Genomic DNA, 9,118 nt, shown 5'->3' with positions numbered 1-9,118 from the left:
CTGAGGATCCTCACCGACCGCCGCTCCGACCTGACCGCCGACCGCACACGCCGGATCAACCGACTTCGCGGCCAACTCACGGGCATCTTCCCAGCGTTGGAACGCGTCCTGGACCTCGGCAACGTCGGCCCGCTGGTCCTGCTGACCGGCTACCAGACTCCGGCCGCCCTGCGCCGGACCGGCCGCAGCCGGCTGGAGGCCTGGCTCCGCAACCGCAAGGTCCGCGGCGCCGACGCCTTGGCCCAGGCCGCCTTGGAGGCCGCCGAGCGTCAGCACACCACCGTCCCCGGGGAGAAGATCACCGCCCAGGTGGTCCACACCCTGGCGAAGGAGGTGATGGGCCTCACCGAGCAGATCACGGAGATCGACAAGCTCATTGCGGCCCGGTTTCGCGACCACGGCCTCGCCGAAGTGATCGCCAGTATGCCCGGGATCGGCCCGCTGCTGGGCGCGGAGTTCCTGGCCGCCACCGCCGGCGACATGAGCCGCTTCGGCAGCTCCGACCGCCTGGCCAGCTTCGCCGGAGTCGCCCCGGTGCCCCGCGACTCCGGCAACGTCAGCGGCAACCTGCACCGTCCACGCCGCTACCACCGCGGCCTGCAACGCGTCTTCTACACCTCCGCGCTCATCAGCATCCGCAGCTGCGACGAGTCCCGCCGCTTCTACGAACGCAAGCGCGCCGAAGGCAAGCGACACACCCAGGCCGTCCTCGCACTGGCCCGCCGACGCGTCAACGTCCTGTGGGCCCTCATCCGTGACGGACAGTGCTTCCAACGTGAACTCCAGGTCACAGCGGTCGCTTGACAACAGCATTAGGAGGTGATCGGTGCATTCGGCACCTGGCGGAACGTGCCCATCACCTTCGGCAGCGGCGGGGACGCCGGGTCGGCGCAGGCGTCGAACTACCTGCGGATGGTCCCCAACACCGAAGGGGGGATGTTCGCCAACTCCATCGAGGTCGGTCTCTACGCCGAGAAGACCGGTCCGACGACCAGCACGTACGGGCCGCAATGGACCGAGCTGGGCAACAGTGGGGGCAAGACGAAGGCCATCACGGCCGGAATCAACCCGGCGCTGGCGGACAACATGAACCACACCTACATGACGGTCCGCCAGGCCAGTGGTGACCAGTGGGACGTGCTGTATGACTTCAACTGGGTCGGCAGCACCACCGACCAGCTCAAGGTCCCACGCGGGAACTCCAATCGGATCGACATCGGTCTGGAGGTCATGGGACCGCAGCACGTCACCGTTCCGGAGATCGCCAACCGGGTCCAGTTCATGGCTGAGAACAAAGCCTGGTCCCGGGCCGCGACCGCGGATACCGCCCAGGTCACCACTCTGGGGATCTGCGGCCAGTCGAAGGGACTGCCCTCCGACCCGACGGCCGTCTACACCGCCCCGTACTGCTTCAATGCGAAGCTGACGGACGCGACGAAGTTCACCCAGTGGACCGTGAGCAAGCCCGGCGCCACCACCTCGCAGGCGAGCCCGCTGCCTCCCCAGTCGACGGGCACGTTCAACGGCGTCGACCAGAAGGCGCTGTCGCGGTGCCTGGCCACCGACCCCAACGCCTGTCTGACCTCGGTGCCAGGCCTGTCCACATGCGTGCAGACCGCCAAGGTCTGCAACGCCGCTGCGCTCCAGAGCGCCCCCCGCTCCTCCGCGCGCGCGGGCAGCGGCCCGGGGGAAGTTACTGACATCGGCGCCCGCGCTGCGGCGTCCTTCGGGGTTGCCCAGAACACCGTGCGCGTGACCACGGGAACCCGAGCACCCAACGCCGCAGCCACGTTCGGTCTCAGCTTCCCGTCGCCCGCCGCCAGTGACACCAACGTGGTGACCGTGGAGTCCTCGGCGCCGAACCACGGACTGGAGCAGCGGGGTCTGACCTTTGGGGGCTTCCGCGCCACCTACTCGGCCAGCACCGGGCAGCTCCTGGATGCCTGCTGGGGGCAGATGTGCCGCTCCTGACCACCACCGCCGTGACCGCCCCGCCCATAGCCGAGGAGCCTTCCGTGCCTGACGGCCGCACGCCCCTGCCCGGCCGGCCCCGCCAGCGCCGAACCGCGACGATGGTCCTGTCCACCGTGCTCATGCTCGCAGCCGGCCTCGGAACAGCTGGTCCAGTCAATGCGGAAACGATTCCGCAGGGTGGTCCGAATGCCACGGCCGCAGTCGGCCAGGAGGAGAAGGACCTGCGCACCGAGTGCGCCGCCCATCCGGAGGCGAAGACCCGCAAGGGCTGGATCAAGAGCCGCTTCGAGACGTGCGTGCACCAGCCCGTCTACCTCAAGCTCATGGACAAAGAGCGCCGTCTGAGGGGCGAACTCTGGTTCGACCTGTGGATCCTCGGTTTCTCCTACGACGGATCCCGCCGTGTCGATTACACCAGCAGTATCGAGAACATCCGCACCAAGGCGGTCGCCGGTGAGAATCCCGCGACGTGGAAGATCGAGCAGAACTTCAGCCACACAATCAACGCGTCGGCCAGCGGCCCCAACCCCCAGATGACCAAGCCGGCCGTCACCACCCGCAGCGAGAACATCGCGCAGTGGACTGCCAAACCCTTCTGGCAACTCAACTACACCTCGCCCGACACCGGGAAACTCGACCCCGCCAACACCCAGGTCGTCACCGGGATGATCACCCTGGACATGCGGGTGTCGTCACCCACGGCAGTGCCCTGGACGGATCCCGTCATGGCCTACTCCAGCGTCCGCTTCGACTACGCCGGGCCGACCGCGGGCAAGCACAAGGGCACCGTCTTCACCGAAGCCCGCGTCGAACTCGTGATGAGCCTGAAAGACCCTGCCGTCGACCAGAGCGCCCGGCACATCCTCGACGCCCAGCAGCTTCCCGAGCGCACCTTCCCCTCCTGGGCGGGCAAGACCGTGCCTGGCGCCACGGAACCGCTGCACCGCCTCATCGACAAGGACAAGCAGAAGAAGAACCGGGAGAACGCGATCGCGACATGCAACGATGTCTGGGGTGACTACAGCGGGACCAAGCTCCAGTGCGACGAGTACCCGTTCGCCTCGACGAAGGAGGGCGCCGCGGCCCCGGGGAACCGATTCTCCGCCCGGCTCATCGAGGGCGCCGACAACGAGACGGGCGGCCGCCGCCTCAACGACATGTTCACCCTGAACCGCGTCCTCGACGGAGACGCGTTCTACGTGAAGATCACTCCCTGAGTGACGACGGAGACACCCCATGCCCCTCATCGCCGAGTACGGCACCATGGCCCAGCCGGACCGCGGGATCGTGGAGGTCTACGACTCTGACGCCTACCTCGGCGACGAAGAGGCGTTGCAGCAGTCAAGGACCCAGGTAGTCGCCGGGAACGGCTATCACCTCTACCTTCACAGCCTCCAACCCGACATCGAAGTACAGGTCACCATCAGGGTCTGGGACACCCCCCAGAAGCCCCCGGAAGACGCTGAGGGCACGATCCCTGTCTCCCTGGAGTCAGAGACGGGCCAGCTCGTCGTCAACCAGCTCACCTTCGGGCCGGCGGGCATAATGGACCTGCCCCGACCCGGCGTCTACGAAGGGCACGCGGCATGGAGCGGACGAGAAGCCACGGCCGCCTACTACAACACGTGCCTCCAGCGCGCTGTCGATGAGCAATGGGACGCGGAACAGATCGGAGCAGCGTGGAAACAGTGCTCCACGGCTGAGCAGTACACCCTCGACCTCTGGTTCGTAAGGGAATCCGAACCCGAGGACGACGAATAGCCTTGGGTACTGCTTCCCCAAGCACAAGATGGGGCCCGTGACTTCCGTCCACCCGCGCCGGAGCACGGGCTCTCCATCAGCCGCGCCTGGATGATACGGCCGCGTCAGGCGGCCTGGCCGAAGCCGGCGGCAGCCAGGTCCTGGTCGCGGAGCTGGGTGAAGTCGACGTCCAGCTTCGGGTCGTACGCCTCGGGCTGGACGCCGAGCTCGTGTGTGCTGTACTCGCCGAACCGGTTGATGTGCTCGGTCAGGTACGGCGAGATGTGAGACAGGTCCTCCGGCTCGATGGTCCAGCCCTCTTCCAGGAGCTGCCGCACGATCTCCGCGATGTCCAGGGCGTTATGAAAAATGACCGCGTTCGTGAGCAGAGCATTGAACTTCATCGCCTTCTCCTGCTCGACCGGGTCGTTGTCCGCGATGACCCCGCGGTTGCCGAAGCCGATCCACTGGGAGAACCGGTTGAACGACTCCGTCTTGTTCGTCGCCGCGGTCACCCTCCGGCGAAGCGCCGGATCAGAGAGGTAGCGCAGTAGCTGCACGGTGCGAATCACGCGGCCGACCTCGCGGAAGGCGGCGTAGGTGGCGTTCTTCTTGGAGCCCGAGCGCAGCCGCTTGAGCAGCGTGGACGAGGAGATCGCCCCCTCCCGTACGGAGACGGCCACTTTCATCAGGTGCCTGAACTGGGACTCGATCAGGTCGAAGTCGATGACGTTCTTGCCCGGCTCGCCGAACAGCGCGTCGATGTGCGCGTACTCGGTCTGCTTGCTGGGCCGGTAGAAGGTCAGCCCCTTCCAGTTCCTGATCCTGGGCATGAGGTCGAAGCCCAGCAGATGCGCCATCGCGAAGACCGGCTGAGACTGGCCCTGGGTGTCCGCATGCACCGTGGTCGGCTTCACCTCGGAGGAGTTCTTCAGCAGGCCCTCGATGATGTACACGGCCTCCCACACCCCGCACGGGATGAAGTGCGTGAACAGCGCGACGTACGTGTCGGAGACGTGGTGGTAGGCGATCCCGCCCGGCTTGCCGTACCGGACGCTCGTCTCGGCGAGCAGGTTGTCGAGGTAGGTGTCCATGTGGGTGCCGTCGGCCGCCACCGCTGTGCCGTCGCCCCACGCCTGCGAGATGTCCAGACGGGCGTGCGCGTTGACCAGGTCGGCGATGGCCTCGTTCAGCAGCACGATGGAGAAGTGCCGGTTCGCCGTGTACGACAGCTCGTGTCCTGAGACTCCTGGGATGTGCCGGGCGGCCTCGTACGGGCCCATGTTCGTGCCCTTGACGAAGGTCGTGATGACGTAGCGGCCGAAGGGATCATCCAGCTTCGGCTCGTTGCCGGACGCAGGGCCGAAGCGCTGCCACCAGTCCACCCAGTACGCGGTCCGGGCCACGATCCCCATCAGCGACCGCTCCGGCATCCTGGCCTTGATCTCCTGCTCCAGGCGTTTCGCCGAGGGCCGCTGTCCCTCCGAGCGATGCGGCTTCAGCGACGGGATGCCGGTGGCGGGGTCGATGACCAGGCCCTCGTTGTCTGGGTACCCGGCGTCCGCCGCCGCGGGGGCGTTCCGCAGCTTGTCCTCCAGCTGCCGGCGGAAGACCTTCGCATCGAACGCGGCACTCTCGCCCTCCTCGCACAGGCCGACCTCGACCAGGTAGGAGCCCAGCTTCTCCTTCACGACCTCCCAGTCCAGCAGCTGCTTGGACCAGTCCGCGTACTCCTCCGAGCCGACCACCGCCACGTCGCCGGTGCGCAGTTCCTCGGCGAGCGCGGTGAAGACCATCGCCTCGAAGTGCTTGCGTACGAACTGCCCCGTACGAGTCCTGTCCGCCACAGCCTTGCGCCAGTTCTGCGTGGCGAAGGAGATGTCCACCTCCTTGCCCTCCTCATCGAAGGCGGTGATGTACTCGCCGCGGGCGTGTCGGTGCCGCTGGGCGTGCGCAAGCGCGTCCAGTACCCGCCGGTCCTCGGACGTCTCGGTGAACTCCAGCTTTTCGGCCAGGTCGAACATCACCGCGCGGTCCCGGCCGATCTGCCCGTACAGCAGCACCTCCCAGAAGTTGCCCTGGTGGGCACAGACCTTCTCGATCTGCTCGTACTGCCCCGCGAACCCACCGAAGCCCTCCACCGCCTTCGTGACGGCGCCGAGCCCGCCGGCCTGCACCACCAGGGCCTTGGCCATCGCCAGGACCGCCGGGGAGACCTTGCCGTCCAGCCGCTGGGCGACCTCGTCCACCGATGCCTCGTCGTCCAGGCCCTCCAGGGCGCGGCGGACCTCGGCGGTCATGGCCGCGGCCTTCGCCAGTGCCTCCTGAGCCGGGCCGTCGGCGTCGATGTTCTTGAGCACAGTGCGGTAGTTCCCAATCAGGGCCTCAACGATCTCCCGCTCGGCGAGCCGGATCTCCTCCAGCTCCTCCTTCGCCTTCTTGATCTTCGTGGCCACCCGCTTGCAGAACATCGTCGCCAGGTCGTCGCGGACCCGCATCCTCGCCTTGTGCGCCAGGCACGCGATCAGGGCGACCTGCTTGATGGGCGCGTAGTCCCGCAGCTCCGAGGCGTCCGCCGCGTCCGCCTCCCCGGCGAAGTCGTTGATCTTCCCCGTGGCCACCGACTCCATCCACACCGACGTATCGCCGAGCTCGTCCACCCACTCCAGGCGCTTGGCCAGGTTCTTGAAGTGCGACCAGGTCGGCCCCTTGGCGGGCTTCTTCAACCGGTTGAACAGCGTCGTGCCGTCGCTGTCGCGCTCCTCCAGCAGCCGCAGCAGCCCGGCACGCTCAATGGGGCTCATCCGGTCGTGGATGCCCGCACGGATCGACGCGTTCACCTCGGTGCGGATCTTCGAGGCAATCTTGTCGAAGGTGGAGAACCCCGGCAGCTCCAGCCCGGCCTCAACGACCTTCTCCAGCGCGATGTTGATCAGGTCCGCCGGCCGGTTCTTCGCCGCGGCTTCCTTGCGGATCGACCGCTCGACGATCTTCCGGGCCTCGCCCTGGTCGTACTTCACGCCGACCTTCTTGCGGACCAGGCCCCGGTGGTGCTTGGCGGTCCGCTCCGCCCGATACAGCGGCAGCGTGCCCTCCGGTAGCTCCACCTGCCGCCGGACGAACTCCACGACCTGCTCCGAGACCTCCTCCAACGCCGGGAAACAGCCCATGCGCTGGTACGACTTCAGCATCAGCAGCAGAGCCAGCAGATGCTCATCCCCATCCGTGGCATCGGCCGCCCACTGAAGCTCATCGCGAGTCGGCGAGAAGAACAGATGCAGCTCATGCGCGGTGATCAGCCGCTTGAACCGCGGATACGCGGTCCGCTCGATCGAGGTCACAATCCCGCCCCGTGCCCAGACGACAACAACATCAACACCAACGACACTGGGCCGAACGGGTGGCGGGGGCGGGGCGTTCAGGACTGCAAGATCAACTCATTGCCCCTTTGCCCCGTATCTCGGCGCTACCCCCGCATGGGCTGCTCCGCCCGCTCGGTCACCAGACCGGGCCAGCATCAGACCCCGGCGCATCTCCAGGTGGGCACGGAAGCATCGTCACGGTGGGCTACGCCCTGGAAGTAACTCGTGGGTCGATCCCGACGAGAACCTCACGGACAGCCGCTTGAGCCCCACTCCCCCCTCGCCCCTGCCCGAACGGGGGACCAGGTCTCAGTCAGGAGGAACCGACCCTCAACCGACTGGTCTCCAGCTCCAGAACTTCCTTGAAGATTTTCAAGGCTTCTAGATTCCACGCTTCTTCGTCACTTGGCTCAACAGATCTGGCCAGAGCGCCACTAGCCCTCTCGGCGACATCATGCGGCGAGATCACATAGACAGCCATATCTCGCCCCTTTTCCTTGGGGTGCCCCCAGACGAACAACCGAAAACCAGCTTCACGAAGGAAGGGTCCCTGCTCCTTCCAGCCTGTCATTTTGGACCACTTCTCGGCGTAGGTCTGGCCGGTTCCGATGACCTCCCACCGCCCCGGCACGAAGGGTTCAGCCGCCAGAGCTTCGAGATTGACCGCATGCCGCTCCATCGTGCCGGTCAGGGAGGAAATCACGGCAGGAGAGGCGGCCAAGGCGATTGATTGCGACAGATTGTCGATGGCGCGCTCCAGCTCCTTGATCCGCTTCCTGTTGTCCCTACCCGGAACGTACTGGCGTTCCATGATTGCCTCGTCACCCAACTTGGCAAGGAATGCATGCTCCGCCATGGCGTAGAGCTGATCCTGAGGCCAGGAGACGGAGAACTCACACGCCTTGCCGTTGGACCATGAGGAACAGCGGAAGTACTTGTGCGGCCGAACCTCTCCCGTGTTCAACTTTCCGACCGAGCTGTTCTCGTACATCTTCTTTCCGCACGGACAGTGGAGAACACCCGCCATGGGAGATGCATTGGACTTGATGCCCGCACGATGCTGGCCGAGGGCAGTAACGGCCACCTGCAACTTGGCGAATTCATCATCGCTGAGGATTGGGTCTGCCCATCGCACAGGAATCCCGTCGCGGAGAAGCGGCTCACCCTTGTGCATGGCGATTCCTTGAAGGATCGGCTTCTTCAGAATCTTCCCCAAGGTGGCAGTGGTCCACCGGGTTCCCTTGATAGCTGTCTTGACGCCGGCCTTCTTCTCGCCTGCGTTCACGCTCCGCTGGTAGTCCTGCGACGTGAGGACACCCCGCTTGTTCCAGTCCTCACAGAGGCGGCTCATGCTCCACCCCTGGACGCCGATTCGCTCGTATGCCTCACGGATCAGGGGGCCCGTCACCGGGTCGACAACCAGCTTGTAGCGCTGCCTGCCCTGGCACTCCGTCAGCACCGGGCGGTAACCGAAGGGCCAAGTCCCGCCGCCCCACAGGGATTCATCACGGTAGTACTGAGTCTGATTCCGGCGTTTCTGCACGATGGCTTCCCGGTACTCCTGCGCTTGCGTCGCCTTGATGTAAGCGATCATCCGGCCGTTGCCGGGGGTGATGTCCAAGGAAGGGTCATCGAGACAGATGACGTCCTTTCCTCCCTGATAGCACTTGTCGGCAAACATCTCCCAGTGGGTCTGATTCCGAGTGATGCGGTCGAGGGAAGTGACCATGATCGCGTCCCACTCGTACCAGAGCGGCTCACGCATCCACTTGCCGAGGCTGGGCCGCTCTTCGGGGCGGACCGCACCCGACACGAACGAGTCCTCTACCTCCCCCACGGCGTCGTAGCGGCCTTCGGCGACCGCTCCGTCCAGTGCCTCAGCCTGCCGGGCCAAGGCAGAGCTGCCTTCAGAGTCTCGGCTGATGCGTCGCATCTTCAGGACTCGGCTGCCAGGTGACGGCTTGTTCAGCATGTCGTTCCCCCCTGTAGCTCCTCTGCTCATACCAAGCTACATGGTGATCCTGTTTTCCGAGGGTTGGGAG

General features: G+C 65.8%; 6 protein-coding genes. 4 read left to right on the top strand and 2 right to left on the bottom strand.

Features of this window, described 5'->3' with window-relative positions; translation table 11 throughout:
- The 4 genes from AB0M99_RS19000 to AB0M99_RS18985 form a co-directional block, all read left to right on the top strand.
- Window positions 1-804: IS110 family transposase (locus AB0M99_RS19000; protein ID WP_365921772.1), on the top strand; the 804-nt coding region annotated here is incomplete at its 5' end.
- A 15-nt stretch (window positions 805-819) separates the two neighbouring features.
- Window positions 820-1,971, top strand: coding sequence for a hypothetical protein (locus AB0M99_RS18995; protein ID WP_365921771.1), 1,152 nt, complete (start codon window positions 820-822; stop codon window positions 1,969-1,971).
- A gap of 44 nt (window positions 1,972-2,015) precedes the next feature.
- Window positions 2,016-3,191, top strand: a complete 1,176-nt coding sequence (locus tag AB0M99_RS18990) for a NucA/NucB deoxyribonuclease domain-containing protein (RefSeq protein ID WP_365921770.1) — start codon at window positions 2,016-2,018, stop codon at window positions 3,189-3,191.
- Window positions 3,192-3,210: 19 nt separating this feature from the next.
- The gene (locus AB0M99_RS18985) at window positions 3,211-3,735 is read left to right on the top strand and encodes a hypothetical protein (RefSeq protein WP_365921768.1); all 525 of its coding nucleotides are present in this window, start codon (window positions 3,211-3,213) and stop codon (window positions 3,733-3,735) included.
- A 104-nt stretch (window positions 3,736-3,839) separates the two neighbouring features.
- On the opposite strand, the gene AB0M99_RS18980 is transcribed toward AB0M99_RS18985, so the two are convergent.
- Both AB0M99_RS18980 and AB0M99_RS18975 read right to left on the bottom strand, forming a co-directional pair.
- Window positions 3,840-7,055, bottom strand: coding sequence for a Tn3 family transposase (locus tag AB0M99_RS18980; RefSeq protein WP_365921766.1), 3,216 nt, complete (start codon window positions 7,053-7,055; stop codon window positions 3,840-3,842).
- A gap of 334 nt (window positions 7,056-7,389) precedes the next feature.
- Window positions 7,390-9,048 (bottom strand): recombinase family protein, encoded by a 1,659-nt coding sequence (locus AB0M99_RS18975; RefSeq protein ID WP_365921764.1) that lies wholly within the window; start codon window positions 9,046-9,048, stop codon window positions 7,390-7,392.
- Window positions 9,049-9,118: the final 70 nt, after the last annotated feature.

Origin of the sequence: Streptomyces sp. NPDC051183, assembly GCF_040682455.1 — a bacterium.
Taxonomy (GTDB): Bacteria; Actinomycetota; Actinomycetes; order Streptomycetales; family Streptomycetaceae; genus Streptomyces.
Note: the sequence above shows the minus strand (reverse complement) of the source record. Positions and strands in the feature narration are given on the sequence as shown.